At 60.4% G+C, this 18034-nt stretch carries 16 protein-coding genes and 1 pseudogene; 11 read left to right on the top strand and 6 right to left on the bottom strand.

The genetic code is table 11. From position 1 onward, the window contains the following. Nucleotides 1-226: 226 nt before the first annotated feature. Nucleotides 227-1081: a LysR family transcriptional regulator gene (locus tag BSU04_RS18320; RefSeq protein ID WP_089161935.1), complete on the bottom strand. Its 855-nt coding sequence runs from the start codon at nt 1079-1081 to the stop codon at nt 227-229. Between the two features lie 112 nt (nt 1082-1193). Here BSU04_RS18320 and BSU04_RS18315 point away from each other — a divergent pair, with 112 nt between their 5' ends. After that, nucleotides 1194-2180 carry a zinc-dependent alcohol dehydrogenase family protein gene (locus tag BSU04_RS18315; RefSeq protein WP_089161934.1) on the top strand — a complete coding sequence of 329 codons (987 nt, stop codon included), beginning with the start codon at nt 1194-1196 and terminating at the stop codon, nt 2178-2180. A 133-nt stretch (nt 2181-2313) separates the two neighbouring features. On the opposite strand, the gene BSU04_RS18310 is transcribed toward BSU04_RS18315, so the two are convergent. After that, complete coding sequence (locus BSU04_RS18310; RefSeq protein WP_089161933.1) at nt 2314-3201, bottom strand: DMT family transporter; 888 nt, start codon at nt 3199-3201, stop codon at nt 2314-2316. Between the two features lie 106 nt (nt 3202-3307). On the opposite strand from BSU04_RS18310, the gene BSU04_RS18305 reads away from it, so the two are divergent. Beyond that, entirely contained in the window at nt 3308-4711 is a 1404-nt protein-coding gene (locus BSU04_RS18305; protein ID WP_089161932.1) for an aminotransferase-like domain-containing protein, read from the top strand. A 56-nt stretch (nt 4712-4767) separates the two neighbouring features. Here the strand turns inward: BSU04_RS18305 and BSU04_RS18300 are convergent, their stop codons facing one another. Continuing rightward, nucleotides 4768-5844, bottom strand: coding sequence for an NAD(P)H-dependent flavin oxidoreductase (locus BSU04_RS18300; protein ID WP_089161931.1), 1077 nt, complete (start codon nt 5842-5844; stop codon nt 4768-4770). Between the two features lie 266 nt (nt 5845-6110). On the opposite strand from BSU04_RS18300, the gene BSU04_RS18295 reads away from it, so the two are divergent. Then, complete coding sequence (locus BSU04_RS18295; RefSeq protein ID WP_089161930.1) at nt 6111-7010, top strand: LysR family transcriptional regulator; 900 nt, start codon at nt 6111-6113, stop codon at nt 7008-7010. 61 nt (nt 7011-7071) lie between these two features. Here BSU04_RS18295 and BSU04_RS18290 read toward each other — a convergent pair whose 3' ends face one another. Together BSU04_RS18290 and BSU04_RS18285 are read right to left on the bottom strand one after the other, a co-directional pair. After that, nucleotides 7072-7473 (bottom strand): carboxymuconolactone decarboxylase family protein, encoded by a 402-nt coding sequence (locus BSU04_RS18290; RefSeq protein ID WP_089161929.1) that lies wholly within the window; start codon nt 7471-7473, stop codon nt 7072-7074. Then, the gene (locus BSU04_RS18285; RefSeq protein WP_089161928.1) at nt 7428-7835 is read right to left on the bottom strand and encodes a MerR family transcriptional regulator; all 408 of its coding nucleotides are present in this window, start codon (nt 7833-7835) and stop codon (nt 7428-7430) included. Before BSU04_RS18285 ends, BSU04_RS18290 begins: the two co-directional genes overlap by 46 nt. A gap of 140 nt (nt 7836-7975) precedes the next feature. Between BSU04_RS18285 and BSU04_RS47690 the strand changes: the two genes are divergently transcribed. The 5 genes and pseudogenes from BSU04_RS47690 to BSU04_RS18265 all read left to right on the top strand — a co-directional run. Continuing rightward, nucleotides 7976-8101, top strand: coding sequence for a hypothetical protein (locus BSU04_RS47690; RefSeq protein ID WP_256982979.1), 126 nt, complete (start codon nt 7976-7978; stop codon nt 8099-8101). A gap of 314 nt (nt 8102-8415) precedes the next feature. Beyond that, nucleotides 8416-10161 carry an FAD-dependent oxidoreductase gene (locus BSU04_RS18280; RefSeq protein ID WP_256982976.1) on the top strand — a complete coding sequence of 582 codons (1746 nt, stop codon included), beginning with the start codon at nt 8416-8418 and terminating at the stop codon, nt 10159-10161. Between the two features lie 74 nt (nt 10162-10235). Then, nucleotides 10236-11144 carry an ion channel gene (locus BSU04_RS18275; RefSeq protein WP_089161926.1) on the top strand — a complete coding sequence of 303 codons (909 nt, stop codon included), beginning with the start codon at nt 10236-10238 and terminating at the stop codon, nt 11142-11144. A 159-nt stretch (nt 11145-11303) separates the two neighbouring features. Next, the gene (locus tag BSU04_RS18270; protein ID WP_089161925.1) at nt 11304-11816 is read left to right on the top strand and encodes a DinB family protein; all 513 of its coding nucleotides are present in this window, start codon (nt 11304-11306) and stop codon (nt 11814-11816) included. After that, nucleotides 11815-12165: pseudogene (locus BSU04_RS18265) on the top strand (TauD/TfdA family dioxygenase); the annotation flags it as partial. The gene BSU04_RS18270 and the pseudogene BSU04_RS18265, both read left to right, overlap by 2 nt. Nucleotides 12166-12217: 52 nt before the next feature. Here BSU04_RS18265 and BSU04_RS18260 read toward each other — a convergent pair. Continuing rightward, nucleotides 12218-13177, bottom strand: a complete 960-nt coding sequence (locus BSU04_RS18260; RefSeq protein ID WP_256982973.1) for a LysR family transcriptional regulator — start codon at nt 13175-13177, stop codon at nt 12218-12220. A 115-nt stretch (nt 13178-13292) separates the two neighbouring features. Here BSU04_RS18260 and BSU04_RS18255 point away from each other — a divergent pair, with 115 nt between their 5' ends. The 3 genes from BSU04_RS18255 to BSU04_RS18245 all read left to right on the top strand — a co-directional run bounded on the left by BSU04_RS18255 (nt 13293) and on the right by BSU04_RS18245 (nt 17897). Next, nucleotides 13293-14477: a M20 aminoacylase family protein gene (locus BSU04_RS18255; RefSeq protein WP_089161923.1), complete on the top strand. Its 1185-nt coding sequence runs from the start codon at nt 13293-13295 to the stop codon at nt 14475-14477. Between the two features lie 125 nt (nt 14478-14602). Next, on the top strand, nt 14603-15877 hold the full coding sequence (locus BSU04_RS18250) for an MFS transporter (protein ID WP_089161922.1): 1275 nt from the start codon (nt 14603-14605) through the stop codon (nt 15875-15877). 283 nt (nt 15878-16160) lie between these two features. Beyond that, entirely contained in the window at nt 16161-17897 is a 1737-nt protein-coding gene (locus BSU04_RS18245) for an NPCBM/NEW2 domain-containing protein (protein ID WP_089161921.1), read from the top strand. Nucleotides 17898-18034 lie beyond the last annotated feature (137 nt).

Here is an 18034-nt window from a genome sequence, read left to right as displayed (position 1 = left end):
CGAAGCGGGTGAAACAATTCGGTCACCGGAATTCCGGCTCATTAAAAAACGCGTATTTGCAAGCGTGCGATCTTTCAGGCTGCCGAGTGCAACGTATTGCTGGAGCGATACGCGCACGGCAATATTCTGGTTCTATTCGCGTTTTCCGTTGCGCATTGACCAGCGTTTCGCCGGAAGCTTATTGAAAGCAGACGGTGGAGGAGTTAAATCGAAGGGACTACAGGATTCACGCAGTCGCCAATCGATCGATAACCAGGTCAAGCAGCGCCCGCAGCCTTCCAAGCCGGCGCAGGTCGCGATGATAGCCGAACCAAACGTCGCGGCCGGGCGGCGTCTCTCCCAGATCAATGCGGTGTATGCCGGTCGTATTGTCGCCGAGCGCGCAGGGGAGGACCGCCAGTCCGCCACCCTCCGCACACATCCTGGCTTGCGCGCCGCGGTTGTTACTGCCAAACGCCACGTGCGCTTTCGGCAAAACGCGTCTTACCCAATCGACATCGGGCAGCGTTCCAAATGCGCTGTCCATAGTGACGAGGTTATACCCCTCACCGTCGCCCAGCTGTGGAGGAACCATGTCGACCGGAGAGTAAAGCGCATAGTCCATGTGCATGAACTTACGCTGAATCACGTCGGCCTCGTCGAACTGCGTGATGCGAAACAGCAGGTCCGCGTCACGCCTTGCAAGATTGAATTGGCGGGAATCGGTCACTAGTTCGATGCTCACGCGCGGATTGGCCTCAAGGAATTCAGCGAAGAGCGGCGTCAGGACGTGAATGCCAAACCAGTCCGATGATGACACCCGCAGCACGCCAGTAAGATGCTGCTCCTTGCCGGCCAAAGAGCGCTCGAAGGCGAGTGCGTCCTCCTCCATACGCTCCGCGTGCATTAGAACGGCTGCGCCTTCATCTGTCAGGACAAAACCGTCCGTGGTGCGTTGAAACAGGGTTTGGCCGACTGCCGATTCGAGCGCTCGCAGCCGCCGCCCCATTGTCGGTTGTGTTTGACCGGTCCGCTTAGCGGCCGCGCCAAGCGAACCCGTGCGGGCAATCGCCAGGAAAATCCGAACATCGCCCCAGTCCATTTTTCCTCATGCATAAACGTTTGGTCGCCGTGCAATAACGTCGATTGTCGTAATTTCCCGCATGGACGAAGATGAATCAAGCAAATTCGCTCGATTTCCCGGGAGAAACACCATGAACATGCAAGCGCTGGTTCTGAACCGCTATAACGGCCCGCTTGAACTGACGCAGACTCCTCAACCGAGCGTGCAAGCCGGCCAGGTGCTGGTCCGTATTAAGGCGAGCGGCCTGAATCCGCTGGACACCAAGATTCGCGCCGGCAGCGCAGCACATGCCAGGCATCCACTGCCTCTGGTGCTGGGTATCGATATGGCGGGCGTGGTCGAAGCAGTTGGGCCGGGCATCACTCAGTTCAAGGTGGGTGATGAGGTGTACGGAATGACTGGCGGTGTTGGCGGCATCCAGGGCTCGCTCGCTCAGTGTGCAGCAGTCGATGCGCGGCTGATCGCGTTGAAGCCTTCCAACCTGTCGATGAAAGAAGCCGCAGCCCTGCCGCTCAGCTTCATCGCTTCTTATCAGGGGATCGTGGACAGGGCGCAGGTGAAAGCGGGGCAAACAGTGCTTGTACAAGGCGGAGCGGGTGGTGTCGGGCATGTATCGGTGCAACTCGCGCAAGCATTGGGCGCGCGCGTTTTTGCAACGGTGAGCAACGGTGATGCCGAACTCATGGGGAGCTATGGCGCGACTGCTATCGACTATCGTGAATACTCGGTGGAGCAATACGTTCAGCAATACACGGGCGGAGAAGGTTTTGACCTGGTGGCCGATACGGTTGGCGGGGCAACGCTGGACGCGTCCTTTTCGGCGGTCAAGCAATTCGGGCATGTTGTGAGCGCGCTCGGCTGGGGCACCCACGCCCTCGCACCGCTGTCATTCCGCGAAGCAACGTACTCGGGCGTATTCACGCTCGCACCGCTGCTAACCGGCAAACACCGTGAGCATCATGGAGAAATCCTGCAGGTAGCGACGCAACTCGTCGAAGCGGGAAAGCTCGTGCCCAGAGTAGACCCACGCGGTTTCGATCTGGCTAGCGCCGACCTCGCTTACCAGGCTATTGCAGCGGGAAGCAACAAGGGAAAAATAGTCGTCGACGTTCAATAGCGGCATCGGATAAGGATGGATCGCCGCGGGTAAATAAAAAGAAGGTTTCCGGGCGGTCGTGATGAGCTTGCCCAGGCTCAACCAGCGCCGAGCCGCGCTCATTGCGGCCGCCGGGAATACCGCCGGGAATACACTAACGCGATAACACGGCATTCGACGGTCGCGCGAACCGCTTGGCGCCGACCACACACAGCACCACCGCCGTTGCAACGGCCACCATCGGCCAGCCGACCGGCTCATGCAACAACGTCGCGGCAAGCACGAGCCCGAAGAACGGCTGCAGTAATTGCAACTGCCCCACCGCCGCAATACCACCCTGAGCCAAGCCTCGATACCAGAACACGAAGCCAATCAACATGCTGAACAAGGACACGTAGGCAAGTCCCATCCATGCCGATTGACCCACGTCGGCCCACGTCGAAGGCATGGTGGCCAGTGCCAGCGGCGCCATGACAGGCAGCGACAACACGAGCGCCCACGAGATCACCTGCCAGCCGCCAAGCTTGCGCGAAAGCCTGCCGCCTTCTGCATAACCGAGCCCGCAGACGATGATAGCCGCGAACATCAGCAGATCGCCTACGGGTGATGCCCCCGTTCCTCGAACCAGCGCAAAACCCGCTACAAGCAAGGCACCGAAGCCAGAAAACAGCCAGAACGCAGGACGGGGGCGTTCACCTCCACGCAGCACGCCGAAGATCGCCGTCGAAAGCGGCAGCAACGCAACAAAGACAACCGAATGAGCGGCGGTGATGTGCTTGAGCGCAAGGGCAGTGAGCAGCGGAAAGCCGACGACGACACCGAACGCCACCACCGCGAGTGAAATCAGATCACCTCGTTCGGGCCGCTTTTGCCGGAACACCAGTAAGAGCGCAAGACCCAACAAGCCCGCAATTCCAGCACGCGCAACCGTGAGGAAGACCGGGTCGAAGGCCGCGACCGCGACGCGTGTCGCGGGCAATGAACCACTGAAAATCAGCATCCCGAGGAAACCGTTCATCCATCCGCTTGCCGTCTTATCCATCATGCTCCCCTATTTCAGCTAGCCAGTATCGGCCCACAAAGCATGGATTTTCCAGAGACAGTGCACTACAGTCAGGGAAAACTGTATGGGTTAAAAATCAGTACACATGGAAGACACCACTTTTTTTGACACCGACGCTGGCACACTGGTCGAGCGTGTCATGCAGGCCATCCGGCAGCGGATTGCCGGACGTACCCTTGCGCCCGGTGCCAAGGTTCCATCCATCCGGGGCTTCGCCGAAACCTTGCAAGTTTCAAAGTCCACCGTGGTGGAGGCCTATGATCGCCTCGCTGCGGAAGGGGTCATCCAGTCACGCCGCGGTTCGGGCTTTTACGTCGCCGGACACCTGCCGCCGCTGTCGCTCGCTGAGTTGGGCCCGCGCCTGGACCGCGTTGTCGATCCGTTGTGGGTGTCGCGGCAATCGCTGGAGGCCGGCGCGAATGCCCTGAAACCCGGTTGCGGCTGGCTGCCTGCATCGTGGCTGCCCGAGGCGGGGCTGCGCCGTGCATTGAGATCCGTCGCGCGCACCGACGCGGCCGTGCTGGCCGACTACGGCACATCCCTCGGGCTCCCGGCGCTGCGGCAACTGCTTGCCCGCCGCATGGCGGATCGCGGCATCGAGGCGGCGCCCGATCAGATCATCCTCACCGAATCCGGCACGCAAGCCATCGACCTGTTATGCCGTCTGCTGCTCGAACCGGGCGATACGGTACTCGTCGATGACCCCTGTTACTTCAATTTCCTCGCCTTGCTGCGTGCTCACCGGGCCAAGGTCGTCAGCGTTCCGTATACGCCGGCAGGTCCCGATATCGAGCTGTTCGCGCAGGCACTCGCGGAGCATCGGCCGCGGCTCTATATCACCAATTCGGCGCTTCATAACCCGACGGGCGCAACGCTTTCGCCGGTCGTGGCCCATCGGCTTCTGAAGCTCGCGGACCAGTCGGGTCTAACAATTATCGAAGACGATATCTTCGGCGACTTCGAGCACGAATCCGCGCCTCGTCTGGCAGCGTTCGACGGTCTGGAGCGAGTCGTTCATATCGGCAGCTTTTCCAAGAGCCTCTCGGCGTCGGTACGCTGCGGTTTTATCGCGGTGCGACGCGACTGGGTCGAGCGATTGATCGATTTAAAGATTGCCACCTCGTTTGGCGGCGGACGTCTTTCCGGCGAACTCATCCTCGGCGTGCTGAAAGACGGCACGTACAGAAAGCACATGGAGAACTTGCGAGAGCGGCTGTCCCGTGCGATGGGTCAAACAAGTGCGCGGCTGGAAGCACTTGGTATCGAACCGTGGATCGAGCCGCGAGGCGGGATGTTTCTCTGGTGCAAGCTGCCCGAAGGACTTGATGCAACGGACGTTGCCCGCCGGGCACTGGCCGAGAACGTCATCCTTGCGCCGGGCAATGCGTTTAGCGTCGCGCAGTCCGCCAGCCATTTCCTGCGCTTTAACGTCGCTCAGTCGACAGACCCGCGCGTTTTTACCGTGCTCGAGGCAGCGATGCATGGGTGAGCGCTTTTAACGCATTGTCCGCATGAAACACGCAGCGTGAACGTCACGGCAGCACGTCAAGCCTGGGCCATCTTCGCCAGCGATTCGCTGATCAACACGCGCGTCAATTCGCCCGCAGGCAGTTCACGCCCAAGCCGAGCCGCTTGTCCCGACCACAGGCTCGTGAAGTCGCCCTTCCCTGCCTGCTCTGCCTTGGCCTTGAGCGGCGCCAGCGCGGCGCCAGCAAGTGGAAAGGCAGGCGCCACACTGGACAGCGGGCCCAGTTCGCGGATCGCCCGATTGATGATGCCGCGAGCCGGCCGGCCCGTGAATATGTTCGTCAATACAGTGGAGTCATCCTGGCACTCGCGCAGCGCTATACGATGCACCTCCGGCACTTTCGCCTCCGGGCAAAAGAGATAGGCGGTCCCCATCTGCACAGCCGACGCGCCCAGCGCGAACGCAGCAACAATTCCGCGCGCATCGGTTATGCCGCCGGCGGCGATCACGGGAACGCTGACGGCATCCGCTACTTGCGGCACCAGCGCGAATGTGCCGACCTGAGCGGCATAGTCCTGCGTCAGGAAATTGCCGCGGTGCCCGCCTGCTTCAACGCCCATCGCAATCACAGCGTCACACCCGTGCGCCTCGAGCCAGCGCGCTTCCGCTACGGTCGTAGCCGACGCGATGACTTTCGCGCCAGTCGCCTTCACGCGATCGAACAGGCTTTTATCCGGCAGTCCGAAATGAAAGCTCACGACCTCGGGTTTGAATTCTTCCACGACCGCGCAAAAGTCGTTGTCGAACGGGCGACGGCCCGCCGCGGGCGGCGTCACTTCCGGATCGAGTCCATATTCAACGTAATATTCCGCCAGACGCGCGCGCCATGCCATGCTGCGCGCTGCATCGGTTTGCGGCGGAACATGACAAAAGAAATTGATGTTGATCGGGCCACGCGTTTTCGAGCGGATCAACGCAATGCCGTCACGCGCCTGCTCCACGCTGAGCAGCGCGCAAGGCAGCGATCCCAGGCCGCCTGCTTCGCATACGGCGATGGCCAATTCGGGCGTGCCGGGGCCTGCCATGGGTCCTAGAACAATAGGTGCTTCAATACCAAACAAGTCGAGAATCCGACGATCGCGCCAGGTGCCCATGCTCTTTCTCCTTGATGATGTTCGCGGTGCCTGAGTGGCTTAAGGTCATTCGTTGCACGCGGCTTGACCCAACGCGCGGCACGGCTGCACCACGGTTAAAAGCGTACATCACTGCCCCATTGCTTTTCGATAGAACCGCCTGCTTTCCACTTAAAGACTGCCTTTAACCCGCGCCGTCAGCAGCGCAAAGCTTAGCAAGCTTTCAAGGAGCGAGCGGCGCTTTGATGTGATAATTGCTATCACTTTTCCCGATATCGAGAGTCGACATGGACGCAGCCGATTTACGCATATTCGAGTCGGTCGCGCGAAACGGCAGCATGAATCGCGCAGCCCTGGAGCTTCATACTGTTCAGTCGAACGTCACGGCGCGGGTTCGCTTGCTGGAAGAAGAATTAGGCGCACCACTCTTTCACCGGCACCATCGGGGCGTGGAACTGACGGCTGCGGGCCACAGGCTATTGCCTTTCTCCAGACAGATGGCGCGGTTACTCGACGACGCACGCAGCGCCGTCAAGGATGACGGCGTTCCGCGCGGGCCACTGATCGTCGGTACGCTGGAAACCACTGCCGCGCTGCGCATGCCCGACGTGCTCGCGTCGTTTGCGCTGGCTTATCCGCAAGTGGACATGGCGCTGCGGACCGGGACCACGGCGAGCCTGATCGACGACGTCCTGCAATACCGGCTGGACGGCGCGTTTGTCGCGGGTCCCGTGCATCACGAAGACCTGTCCACCGAGGCCTTCTTTCGCGAGGAAATGGTGCTCGTGACAGCGCGTCATGTTCACTCTATCGCTGAGCTTGCGCGGTCGGGCGAAGTGAAGACGATCGTATTCCGGATTGGATGTTCGTATAGAACACGACTGGATCTCGTGCTGGCGCGGCACAGCTTGCGAGTCAGCACGCCGCTGGAATTCGGCTCGCTCGACGCCATGCTCGGATGTGTGGCCGCAGGCGTAGGCGTGACGCTGCTGCCGAAAGGCGTAGTCGCCACGGCGTGGCGCGAGGGCCGCGTGGCGATGCATGATGTGGCACCCGAAGATGCTCACGTCGACACCATGTTCGTGCGTCGACGCGATGTGTATGCAAGCACCGCGCTTAACGCTTTTCTCGAGATTGCGCGTCCTCTTGCCACGCCCGCGCCCGCACCCACGCTTGTGCTAGCTTGAACGATGCGGGCGTGAGCGATGCGGGCTGAGGCTTCAAGAATGGGCACTTGCGTGACCCCGCTCAGACGTGATCGCGGAAAACTTCCTTCGCGGCGAACAAGCCATTGAGCGCAGCCGGGAATCCCGCATACACGGCCATTTGCATGATGGTCTCGACAATCTCCTCGCGGCTGATACCCACGTTAAGCCCCGCGGCAATATGAACCTTAAGCTGGGGCGTTGCATTGCCTAGCGCAGTGAGTGCTGCAATGGTGGCGATTTCACGAGCACGGATGTCCAGGCCCGGTCGCGAATAAATATCGCCGAATGGAAATTCAAGCAGGTACTTCGCGAAGTCCGGCGCAATATCCGCGAGCGAGTCGATCACCTTCTCCCCGGCTTCCCCGTCGATTTCCGACAACACCCGTTTGCCCCGTTCTAGGCGACTTTCCTGATTCGCTTGGCGTTCGATCGTGTCTTGCATTTTTCAGTCCTCAGTTGAGCATTGGCGTAACCATCTATCTTGTTGTCGAGGACGAGAAGGCATGCCTGAAGTTCCGCCACCCTGAGTCGGACCTGATCGCGGTGTTTTGCCAGCAGCTCGCACCGGGCTTCCTCGGTCGCCTCGCCTTGTGCGCGAAGCCCGGCATAACGCAGCATTTCCTGAATCGACATGCCGGTTGTTTTAAGCCGGCCCAGAAACTCGATCCATGTGAGGATGGAAGCGTCATAGACACGTTGACCCGTACTGTCTCGCGGCGCGAACGGGAGCAATCCGATCCGTTCATAGTAGCGAATCGTATGGGCCGTGAAGCCCGTCTGCTCGGCAATATCACCTATCTTCATGGCTGCGTTCTCGTTTCGACAAAGAGCATGGTAGGACTTAGAGCGCACTCTAAGTCAAGCGCTTTTCCGCATTGTGCCGCTAACGCGGCGCAATGACGGCGGGCGTCGTGTTTCAAGGCTTGATCGCGGGAACAGCGCTCATGACCGGATCGTTTTTCGCAAAGCCGATCGTCGTCCTCATGGCGCCATCGACGTTCAAGTGGCTAGCGGACGGACTCAAGCTGTCGTCCGGTCTCTCGTTACTGTGGGCGGCGGCCGGCCAGTAAACGCCAATCGTCTATCTAGTTGCGGTGCAATAGATCGCCCGGTAGTCGGCCGCGTGGCGCGATGCGCACCGGTTCGCACGTGGCGAAAACCGTACCGTTGCTCAAGCGCCGCATGATCGACGCGGAAAACGATTTTCGTGGCGTAGAGCGTTCACAACGGCCGCCAAGCGCGATAACTTCTCGGTTGCGACCACATCAGGATTTCACGCACACCGATGAAACCTTCGACCCAAACGCTCTCCCGGAAAAGACGACGTCTTTTGCAATTCGCAGCCGGCCTCCCATTTTTGTCCAGTATCTGGGAATGGATGCCCATGCCTGCCCATGCGGCGGCGTCCAATGCACTTTCTCGCGTACGCCCGGGTGAACCGGGCTGGCCAACTGACGCACAGTGGAACGAACTGGGCCAACAAGTCGGCGGTGCGTTGGTCAAAGTGCAATCACCCCTGGTGACCTGCCTGAACGCACCCGAAGGCGCTGACTGCCAGCAGCTATTCAAGGAACTCAAGAATCCCTACTTTCTAGGCGACGAAGCCGGCCTGACGCAATCCCTCGGCTGGGTCGACGCCTGGACATCGATGCCCAGCGTCTATGCGGTGGCTGCCCGCAATACGAACGATGTTGTTGCTGCTATCAACTTCGCACGCCGTAATAATCTGCGGCTGGTCGTAAAAGGCGGTGGCCACAGCTACCAAGGCACGTCGAATGCGGATTCCCTGCTGGTCTGGACGCGAAAAATAAACGACATCACCGTGCGAGACGCATTTGTCGGCACAGGATGTGAGGGTCATGCATCACCGGTGCGGGCAGTCACGGTCGGTGCCGGCGCGCTTTGGGCGCACGTCTATGATGCGGTCACCACGCAGGCGGGCGGTTACGTCCAAGGCGGCGGCTGCATGACGGTCGGCGTGGCCGGCCTGATCCAGAGCGGCGGGTTCGGCAGCTTTTCCAAGGCCTATGGACTGGCGGCGGGAAGCCTGCTCGAAGCCGAAGTTGTTACCGCGGACGGTGTCGTCCGGATCGCCAATGCCTGCAGGAATCCCGATCTGTTCTGGGGGCTGAAAGGCGGCGGCGGCGGCAGCCTGGGCGTGGTCACACGGCTGACGCTGCGGGTTCATGATCTACCCGAGAAATTCGGCGCGGTGAACATGGCGATCAAAGCCACGTCGGCGCCCGCATTTCGTCGGCTGATTGGACTGATCGTGGACTTCTATCATCAGGACCTGATGAACCCGCACTGGGGCGAACAGATCAGGTTTCGTCCCAACAACGTCCTCAATATCTCGATGGTTTTCCAGGGCCTCGGCCGCAGCGAAGCGCAAGCGATCTGGCAACCGTTCATGGAGTCGCTTGCCTCGACCCCGGATGATTTCAAGGTCGAGTTCTCGCCACTGAAGATCCTCGCCCTCTCGGCCCAAAGTTTCTGGGCTCCAACGATGTTCAAGAAGCTCCTCGGCTTCATCAGCACCGACGACCGGCCGGACGCGCCCAAGGACAATATCTTCTGGTCGGGTAATCGCGGAGAAGCGGGACAAGTGCTGCACGGCTACGACTCCGCGTGGCTCCCTGCGGCGTTGCTGCACGATGACCAACGTCAAACGCTGGCCGACATGTTGTTTGCCGCGAGCCGCCAATGGAGCGTGTCACTGCATGTCAACAAAGGTTTGGCAGGCGCGCCGGCCGAGGCCGTCGCCGCAGCGAGAGACACGGCCACGAACCCGGCTGCGCTGGATGCGTTCGCGCTGCTTATCGCCGGGATGGAGGGGCCACCCGCCTATCCGGGCATCCCGGGCCACGAACCGGACACAGAAGCAGCGCGCAGGAACGCGCGGGCCATCGGGCGCGCGATGGACGAAGTACGCAAGCTGGTTCCGGATCCCGGTTCTTACGTCGCCGAAAGCAATTTCTTCAACCCCGACTGGCAGCGGGCTTTCTGGGGTTCGAATTACAGCAGGCTGCTCGCCGTGAAAGATCAGTATGATCCCGATGGCTTGTTCTTCGTTCATCACGGCGTAGGGAGCGAACGCTGGAGCGCCGACGGTTTCACGAAACTTCTATAAGACCGATGCCGGTTGAACAGTCGCACAAGCGCCGCTCGAGATGCCCCGCCTACCTTTTTAGAGTCACTTCAACGATGCCATCCAATACTACTCAATCGTCATCCGATGAGGCATTCGCGCCTGGGGCACCGCATCGCCGGCTGGTGTTGGGTGAAAACCGGCATGTCATCACGCACGGCCTCCAGACCTACTTCTGGCAGGACATTTACCACATCGCACTGACCGTTGGATGGCCGCTGTTCTTTGTGGTCGCGGCGCTACTCTTCCTGTTGCTCAACTTCGGGTTCGCGTTGTTGTACCTGCTGGGACATCACGCAATTGCAAACCAGGCTCCCGCAGGTCTGCTAGGCGCGTTCTTCTTCAGCGTGGAGACGCTTGCAACGGTGGGTTACGGCGACATGCATCCGGATACCATCTATGGCCACAGCGTCGCCACGTTAGAGATCTTCGTCGGGATGTCGGGCATTGCGTTGACGACCGGCATGATCTTCGCGCGGTTTTCGCGGCCCCATGCTCGTATCCTGTTTGCCAAGCGCACCGTGGTGCGTCCTATCGACGGTCGGATGACGCTCATGGTCCGCGCCGCCAATGCCCGTCAGAACGTGATTGTGGAAGCGAAGGCGAAGATGCGGCTGATGCGTTCGGAGACCACTCCAGAAGGATTCTATTTTCGCAAGGTGTTTGATCTTCCGCTGATCCGCGAACAGCACCCGATCTTCACGCTCGGCTGGAGCCTCATGCATGTCATCGATGAAGAAAGCCCGCTCTTTGGGCAGACGCTCGAGTCGCTCAAAGCGAGTAACGCCGAGTTGATGCTGATGGTGGAAGGCCTGGACGAAACAACCGCGCAGCCCATGCAGGCACGTTATGCCTGGCCGCCTGAATGTATTCTCTGGCAGCATCAGTACGTTGATCTGATGTCCGAACGGGACGGCGAAACGCATCTCGACTACGGCAAGTTTCACGATGTCGCGCCGCTCTGAAACGGCTATCGGTTCGCCGCGCTGCGCCGCGCTTCAACTGATCCGGCGGTTCATGCAGTCACTGTATCTGTCGGGCGGATTTTTTAGCGGATAAGCTAAAGCACGCTGTTGCGCTTGATTTGATGCATCACCATCCGATACTTGCCATGGAAAGAACCCATGACTGCCGCTAACAAGACCGTCCGAATATTGACCCGCTATAAAGCCTGGGCCAACGATCTCACCTTCTCCATGCTGAGGAACATGCCGTACGAAGAGGTTGTCCGGCCACGGCAGACACGCTTCGGAAACATGGTCCACACGCTGAATCACATCTACGTCATAGACGCCGTGTTCCAGGCCCATCTTCAGGGACGCGAACATGGTTACTCGGCACGCAATACGCCGAGTCATCCGTCTCTGGAAGAACTGTGGCAAGCGGTCCGGACGCTGGACCAGTGGTATGTCGATTTCGCCGAGGGTCTATCGGCCGACGATCTCGACCGGTCAATTCACTTCAAGTTTATTGGCGGTGGCGAGGGTGTCATGACCTGCAACGAAATGATCCTGCACGTGGTCAATCACGGTACCTATCACCGCGGGTTTGTCGGCGACATGATGTATCAGGCAGGGGTCACGCCATCCGCTACCGATCTTCCCGTGTTCCTGCGCGACGTGGTGCAGGAAGCTTAGTACCTTCGTGGATGGATTTGCGATTGCAGCGACGCTGCGAGCAGAGTCACCCGAGGACTTCCGCCTGCTATGCGAGCACCCGGTTGAGTTCTGGAACAAGGCGCCGCAGAGCGACTATCGCAGCTATGCACCTATTATTGGCCTCGACTCGCGCGGCGAGGTGAGCGAGATCCGGCTGGCGAACTGGCTTCGTGCGCCCTTCACCTTGCCGGCCTCCGAGATGGGCGCGTTCTATCGCGCGTACCGGCGCTTTTGCGCGCTTACCCGGGATTCGCGATTCATGGTGAGTCGCCGCTTGGAGGCTGGCCAAATGTGGTGCTTCGATAATCGCAGGACCATGCATGCACGCAAGGCCAGTACGCGCCCGTCAATCAGCGCCGCTTAGCGATCGTTAAGCGTCCTCACTCGCCTTGCTTAGACGGCGCAGCGGCCCATCGTCGCTGCATCGCTTCTACCAGATGCCGCCATAGGAATTCGGCAGCCGGGGAAAGGCGCCGGCCGACGCGCCGGATTGCCTGGCTGCTGAATTCGCGCGCAATCGGATGCTCCAGTTCGAGTGCAACCAGGCGCCCCGCGTCAAGGTATTGCCGCGCCGCATCCGTCGACATAAATGCAACGCCCAGTCCCGCTGCGGCAATGGCCTGGGCAGCCGAGAACAGATCGCAGCGGTACGACGGCGTCAGGTTCAACCGCTCCGCCCGAATGATGGCATCGAGATATTGTTGAGCGCCGAAGCGCTCGGGCATGAAGATGAGCCGCTGATCGCGCAACTGTTCAAAGCGGATACGCCGCTCGCCCGCCAAAGCATGGCGTGGACTGACGAGCGCACAGAACTGTGCCGCGCGGAACGTGCGGGCGCGTATGGCGGGGTCGCTGCCGCCGCCCGCGCATAAGCCAAGATCGACGTCGTCGTTGCGGACCATCGCGATGATTTCGGACGTCGCGCCACTGCGCAGTTCCACCACGATGTCAGGAAACTGCAAGCTGAAGCGCTCCAGTACGGTGGCCAGAAGGTTCTCGACGAACCCCTCGCCCACGCCAATGCCCAGCCGCCCGCGCCGCAGGCTCCTGAAATCTTCCAGTTGTGCCAGCATGTCCGCATCACGGCGGCAGCTCTCACGGAAATGCTCGACGAGGCTTAGCCCGATCTCAGTCAGCACCGCGCGCCTGCCGCGCCGCTCCAGCAGCACTACGCCGTGGTCGCGTTCGAGTTGCGCCACTTGCCGGCTGATCACGGAACCGTTAATGGCTAGCGCGTCGGCCGCGGCACGGACTCCGCCGTGCAGGTCGATTTCATGCAAATAGCGCAGGCTCCGGGCGCTAAGCAAATTCTCGCGCGCAAGCGTATTGTCTTTAGGCATATCGTTATCTGTTGACATCCAGGTCAACATTATCGGTCGACGAACGTCATTGATTAGCGGATTTTGCAGCAGAATACTCCCCCATTAGATTTCTTACAGAGAGACACCCGCGACCATGGAAAATACCAAGGGCTTTTGCTCACTAGACGACACGATGGATCTGCGCGATGAACTAAGCGATATCCGTCATCGCCTGCATCAGAATCCGGAGCTTGCGTACAAGGAGTTTCAGACCTCCGACCTCGTTGCGCAAAGCCTGGAAAGCTGGGGTTACAAAGTGACGCGCGGCCTGGGCGGAACTGGCATGGTCGCGTCGCTCACGGCGGGTACGGGAAGCCGTGCCGTGGCCGTACGCGCCGACATGGATGCGTTGCCGATTGCCGAGGAAACCGGTTTGCCGTACGCCAGCCGCAATGCGGGCCTGATGCACGCGTGCGGCCACGACGGCCACACCACCATGGTCCTGGGCGCCGCGCGCCACCTCTCGCGCACTCGCGCATTCAACGGCACGGTTCATCTCGTGTTCCAGCCCGCCGAAGAGATCGGCGCGGACAGCGGCGCCATGCGAATGATTGCCGACGGTTTGTTCGAACGCTTCCCCTGCGAGGCCATCTTCGGCTTGCACAATCATCCCGGCTATCCAACGGGCACGTTCATGTTCCGCAGTGGCCCCTTCATGGCGGCGTCGGATACGGTCAACATCACCATCCACGGCCGTGGCGGCCACGCAGCGCGCCCGCATCTTGCCGTGGACCCGGTGGTCATCGGTGCCGGATTGGTGACTGCCTTGCAGACGGTAGTCGCGCGCAGTATCGACCCCATGCAAACGGCTGTGGTCACGGTCGGCGCTTTCAACGCAGGTCATGCCGCCAATGTGATTCCTGAGTCGGCGCGTTTGCAGATCAGCGTTCGTTCGTTCGACCCCGCTGTGCGCAAACTGCTCGAAGCACGTATCCGCGCCCTGACGGACGCTCAGGCAAGCGCCTATGGCGCACGCGTGGAGATTGAGTACGTTCCGGGTTATCCGGTTGTGGTCAACAGCCAGGCCGAGACGGAACTGGCATTGCAAGTGGCACGCGAACTGGTGGGCGACGACCGGGTTGTCGATAACTTCGGGCCGATCGCAGGCAGCGAAGATTTCGCTTATTACCTGCAGAAGAAGCCGGGATGTTTCCTTCGCTTGGGCAACGGTGAAGGCGCGCCGATGCTGCATAACGCGTCCTACGACTTCAACGACGACAACCTCACCGTCGGCGCAGCCTACTGGACGCGTCTGGTCGAGCGTTTCCTCGCGCAGTAGGCTTCGCGCGGGTGAGTCGGTAGCGCTTCAGTAGCCAATCGGTAGCAACGCAAAGCTTGCGCAGCGTGCGATGCCTTGGCATCGCGCTTAGCCGTGCGCAAGACCCAAGCATCCACGGGACTTCCATGTCAGTCATTACAGCCCAGCCTGCTAAAGCGGTATCGCAAACCAAGATCGTGATCGCCGCGATCATCGGCAACCTGCTTGAGTTTTACGACTTCACCGTCTATAGCTTTTTCGCGCTCACGATCGCCAAGCTCTTCTTCCCGGCGCATGACCCGGTTGTCTCCACGTTGCTCGCGCTGTCCGCGTTTGCGATCGGCTTTGTCGCGCGTCCGGTCGGCGGCTTCGTGCTGGGCCACTACGCGGACAAACGCGGCCGGCGCGCTGCGCTGACGCTGACCATCTTCCTGATGGCGATCGGCTCTGCCATGATTGGACTGGCGCCGAGCTATGCAAGCATTGGCCTCGCCGCTCCAGCGCTCATCATCTTTGCGCGACTGTTGCAGGGCTTCGCGCAAGGCGGCGAATTCGGCGCCGCCACCGCGACGCTGCTCGAGACGGGTTCGGCTAAAGGCCGCGGTTTTCGGGCCAGTTGGCAGCTCGCGAGTCAGGGTGCTGCTGCATTGATGGGCTCGGGCATTGCCGCACTGCTGACTTACCAGTTAAGCGGCGAGCAACTGCTCGACTGGGGATGGCGCGTGCCGTTCCTGATCGGCACGCTGATCATGCCGGTCGGTGTGTATTTGCGTCGGCATATTGTGGAAGAGCCGCCGAAGCAGGCCAAGGCAGCCAAGTCCAATCGGGAGCCGGGCCTTGTGCGCAAGTGGTTCCTGACCGTCTTCGCCATCATGGGCATGACGGTGGCAACCTACGTCCTCATGTACTACATCCCGACCTATTCGATCCAGTACCTGAAGATGCCGCCCAAGCTTTCCATGCTGGTGTCGATCTTCGCGGCGATCGTTTCGTTGACACTTTGTCCGCTCTGGGGTGCGCTATCCGACAAGATGCAACGCCGCAAGCCGCTGATCCTCGCGGGACGCGTTGCGCTGATCGTGCTGCTTTATCCGGCGTTCTGGTTGATGAACCAGTTTCCTTCGTTGCCGGTCATGGTGGGATTGATCGTGCTGCTGATGCTCTTCTACACGATGGGCTCAGCACCGGCTTACGCACTCATGCCCGAGAACTTTCCGAAGCATGTGCGCGCGGGTTATCTCGCGAGTGCGTATGCGGTGGCGGTGTCGGTGTTTGGTGGCTCGGCGCAGCTAGTTGTGGCGTGGCTTATCAAGGTGACTGGCAATACGATGGCCCCCGCTTGGTACATGATCGTGTGCGTGATCATTTCGCTGATCGCCGTTTCCATGCTCGATGAAACCGGTGGGCGCGAATTGACCTGACGCCCGGGAAATAGCGGTAGAGGTTACTGAACCTGCATAAAACGCGATTCAACGATAAGGCTGGGCGCTCAGGCGTCCAGCCTTTTTTCTTTCGTTTTGAGCGAACCCTTCGGCGAGCTGGCCCGCTTAAACCTTCTTCGTCAACATCCTAGTATGTGGATTCGTTGCGCTGCGGCTTGCACCGTTTCCACTACCGGTCCTAAGCTCATTTGCATAACATCGGAGCCGGACGGGCCCAGATTGGTTACCACTACTTAGGTAACCAAAATAGTAGGAGACGATCATGACAATGCGAGCAGTTGGCCTAGTACATGTTGTACTCGTTTTCGTTTTGCTGGCGAGTTGCGGAGGCAACGGCTCAGACGGAGGCGCAGTTTCTTCCGGCACACCCGATCCCGGCATCGCAAAAACTACCGTACGCTACGCGTTACCTCCCATGGGATGGAATTCATGGAACACCTTCGCGTGCAACACGAACGAAAACGTCATCAAGTCGGTGGCGGATACCATCGCCGCAAGCGGCATGGCCGCGGCGGGTTATCAATACGTAACGGAGGATGATTGCTGGGTAGGCGGACGCGATCCCGCCACCGGCCAGCTCTCTGCAAATCCCACCACGTTCCCAAGCGGCATCAAGGCGCTTGCCGACTACGTCCATAGCAAAGGCCTGAAGTTCGGGCTCTACACATCCGGTGGCACCAACACCTGCGCCGCGCTTGCGCACGGCACACGCCCGCCGACCTATCCGCCTGGAGTGGGCGCCGGCAGCCTGGGACATGAAAGTGTCGACGCAGCCACCTTTGCGAGCTGGGGTGTCGACTACATCAAGCTCGACTATTGCGGCGGCAATCTCAGCGCATTCCCGGCCATGCGAGCAGGCATCGCCGCGACCGGCCGGGCGATGTACCTAAGCATCAACCCCTACAGCGCGAATCAAACGCTGCCGACCAGCTTCGCCTCCGACGGCACGTTATACGTGCCCGCGTACGCCGATACGTCGCGCATCTCGCAGGACATCACGAATACCTTTACGTCGGTGACATCGATCGTCGATATCAGCGCGCAGGACGCATCGTGGACGATTCCAGGCTACTTCAACGACATGGACATGCTGGAGGTAGGCCGCGGCATGACCCCGGACCAGGACACCGCCCACTTCGCGATGTGGGCAATCATGTCAAGCCCGCTGAACGCCGGTAACGACGTCCGCAGCCAAAGTGCCAGCACACTCGCGTTGCTCACCAATACCGGTGCGATCTCGGTGAGCCAGGACGCGCTGGCCTTGCAAGCCGTGCCGGATGCCGCCGATAGTTCCGCCACGCTGCAGGTCTGGACCAAGCCACTGCAAGCAAGCGGCACGCGCGCCGTGGCCCTGCTCAATCGCGGATCGACCGCTGCGACCGCTACGGTCAACTTTGCCAACCTTGCGCTGAGTGGACCGGTACAAGTGACGAATCTTCTCACCGGAGCGGTCTTGTCACCGGCTGTGTCGACGGGGAGTTTTAGCGCAAGCGTGCCGGCAACCGGCGCGGTGCTGCTGAAGCTGACCGGAACCGATCCACTCGCGTTGAATGCCCCACTCGCGCTTCAGAACTGGATCTGGGCTAGCACGCAGGCCGGGGCGGTTGCCGTCAAGGTTTGGCCCAGCAATGATGCGCTGCCGGTCGGGGCGACCGCGGCGGCTGCGGTCACTGTCAATGGGACGTCATACCGTGATGGCCTCACGGTGAACGCACCAGCGCAGATGGTCTATCGTCTCGGCGGCCGCTGCAGCACTTTCCAGAGCGATATCGGACTGGACGCTGCAGCAAAGGGAGCGGGTACCGTGGACTTCCAGGTTTGGGCCGACAACGTCATGCTCTATGACAGCGGTGTTATCACCGGGTCATCACCGACGAAGACCGTCCGCGTGGGCCTGAACGGCTACCAGACCCTTCGGCTTGTCGTGACCGACGGACAAGACGGGGTTGCCAACGACGTGGCGGACTGGGCGGATCCTACGCTCGTCTGCGGATCATGAGGGGATAAGCAATTACGTGAATGCCTTGCCAGCATCGAAGCGAATGTTCGCGGTGGCAACTGCCTTTTATGGTCGGGCCGGAGCTACTGATATCCGGCTCTTCATGTGAGGAAGGCGAGCCCCGCCGTGCAGGCTGG

The sequence above is a fragment of the Caballeronia sordidicola genome (genome assembly GCF_002220365.1).
Classification (GTDB): Bacteria; Pseudomonadota; Gammaproteobacteria; order Burkholderiales; family Burkholderiaceae; genus Caballeronia; species Caballeronia sordidicola_C.
Note: the sequence above shows the minus strand (reverse complement) of the source record. Positions and strands in the feature narration are given on the sequence as shown.

What these genes read in the sequence shown, in the direction of transcription:
- BSU04_RS18320 (WP_089161935.1), bottom strand. Translation starts at nt 1,081, where the DNA reads ATGGACTGGGGCGATGTTCGGATTTTCCTGGCGATTGCCCGCACGGGT.
- BSU04_RS18315 (WP_089161934.1), top strand. Translation starts at nt 1,194, where the DNA reads ATGAACATGCAAGCGCTGGTTCTGAACCGCTATAACGGCCCGCTTGAA.
- BSU04_RS18310 (WP_089161933.1), bottom strand. Translation starts at nt 3,201, where the DNA reads ATGGATAAGACGGCAAGCGGATGGATGAACGGTTTCCTCGGGATGCTG.
- BSU04_RS18305 (WP_089161932.1), top strand. Translation starts at nt 3,308, where the DNA reads ATGGAAGACACCACTTTTTTTGACACCGACGCTGGCACACTGGTCGAG.
- BSU04_RS18300 (WP_089161931.1), bottom strand. Translation starts at nt 5,844, where the DNA reads ATGGGCACCTGGCGCGATCGTCGGATTCTCGACTTGTTTGGTATTGAA.
- BSU04_RS18295 (WP_089161930.1), top strand. Translation starts at nt 6,111, where the DNA reads ATGGACGCAGCCGATTTACGCATATTCGAGTCGGTCGCGCGAAACGGC.
- BSU04_RS18290 (WP_089161929.1), bottom strand. Translation starts at nt 7,473, where the DNA reads ATGCAAGACACGATCGAACGCCAAGCGAATCAGGAAAGTCGCCTAGAA.
- BSU04_RS18285 (WP_089161928.1), bottom strand. Translation starts at nt 7,835, where the DNA reads ATGAAGATAGGTGATATTGCCGAGCAGACGGGCTTCACGGCCCATACG.
- BSU04_RS47690 (WP_256982979.1), top strand. Translation starts at nt 7,976, where the DNA reads ATGACCGGATCGTTTTTCGCAAAGCCGATCGTCGTCCTCATGGCGCCA.
- BSU04_RS18280 (WP_256982976.1), top strand. Translation starts at nt 8,416, where the DNA reads ATGCCTGCCCATGCGGCGGCGTCCAATGCACTTTCTCGCGTACGCCCG.
- BSU04_RS18275 (WP_089161926.1), top strand. Translation starts at nt 10,236, where the DNA reads ATGCCATCCAATACTACTCAATCGTCATCCGATGAGGCATTCGCGCCT.
- BSU04_RS18270 (WP_089161925.1), top strand. Translation starts at nt 11,304, where the DNA reads ATGACTGCCGCTAACAAGACCGTCCGAATATTGACCCGCTATAAAGCC.
- BSU04_RS18260 (WP_256982973.1), bottom strand. Translation starts at nt 13,177, where the DNA reads ATGCCTAAAGACAATACGCTTGCGCGCGAGAATTTGCTTAGCGCCCGG.
- BSU04_RS18255 (WP_089161923.1), top strand. Translation starts at nt 13,293, where the DNA reads ATGGAAAATACCAAGGGCTTTTGCTCACTAGACGACACGATGGATCTG.
- BSU04_RS18250 (WP_089161922.1), top strand. Translation starts at nt 14,603, where the DNA reads ATGTCAGTCATTACAGCCCAGCCTGCTAAAGCGGTATCGCAAACCAAG.
- BSU04_RS18245 (WP_089161921.1), top strand. Translation starts at nt 16,161, where the DNA reads ATGACAATGCGAGCAGTTGGCCTAGTACATGTTGTACTCGTTTTCGTT.